The sequence below is a fragment of the Roseomonas rosulenta genome (genome assembly GCF_016106005.1).
GTDB classification, from domain to species: domain Bacteria; phylum Pseudomonadota; class Alphaproteobacteria; order Acetobacterales; family Acetobacteraceae; genus Neoroseomonas; species Neoroseomonas rosulenta.
Window position 1 is genome coordinate 1 of record NZ_JACADR010000605.1, and the last position, 858, is coordinate 858.

Sequence of the window (858 nt, forward strand, 5' to 3'; positions counted from 1 at the left end):
CCAGAGCCGCCGCCCGCGCTCGGCGGCGGACAACACCATCCAGTCGCGCTGGGCGCGCGCCGCGCCGGCGCAGGCCGCCGCCACCAGCGAGGCATCGGCGGCCGCGTAGTCGAGCAGCGCAGCCCCCGTCGCCGGGTCGGTCAGCGCCACGGGCGCGCCCCCGCCGGGAACGATCTCCCCATCCACCAGCGAGCCCATGCGCCCGCCGAGCAGCGCGGCGATGCCCTGCACCAGCGCGGCCTGCGCGGTCATGGCGTGTTCCCCTCCAGGATCGCGGCGGCGAGCCGGTTGAAGTCGGCATCGTCGGGCACGGCGGCGGCGAGGCCTTCCCAGGCCGCGGCGGCGCGCGCGGTGGCGTCGAGCGGCGCGCCGACCGCTTCCGCGAGGCCGAGCGCCAGGCGCACATCCTTGCGCATCAGCCCCGCCGTGAAGCCGGAATCGAAGCGGCCGGAGGCGATCCAGCGCGGCCAGTTCACCTCGGTGGCGGCGGAACGCCCCGTGGCGCCGTTGATCACCGGCAGCAGCGCCTCGGGCGGCACGCCGGCGCGCGCGCCAAGGCGGAAGGCCTCGCCCGCCACCACCAGGTTGGTCGCCACCATCAGGTTGTTCACAAGCTTCGCCACCTGCCCCGCGCCCGAGGCGCCGATATGCAGGATTCGGGTGGCGAGCCGCTCCAGCACCGGCCGCGCTGCATCGAGCGCGGTGGCCTCGCCCCCCACCATCATGGCGAGGCTGCCCGCCGCGGCCCCCGCCGCGCCGCCCGAGACCGGCGCATCGAGATAGGCGCAGCCGCGCGCCGCCGCCTGCCGCGCGAAGCCGCGCGCCGCGACGGGCGAGAGGGTGGAGGTGTCGGCGATC

At 77.4% G+C, this 858-nt stretch carries 1 protein-coding gene and 1 pseudogene; both read right to left on the reverse strand.

The features are described from left to right. Positions 1 to 252: pseudogene (locus HW578_RS27170) on the reverse strand (aldehyde dehydrogenase family protein); the annotation flags it as partial. Then, on the reverse strand, positions 249 to 858 hold a 610-nt coding region (locus HW578_RS27175; protein ID WP_198373804.1), incomplete at its 5' end, for an NAD(P)-dependent oxidoreductase. The gene HW578_RS27175 and the pseudogene HW578_RS27170, both read right to left, overlap by 4 nt.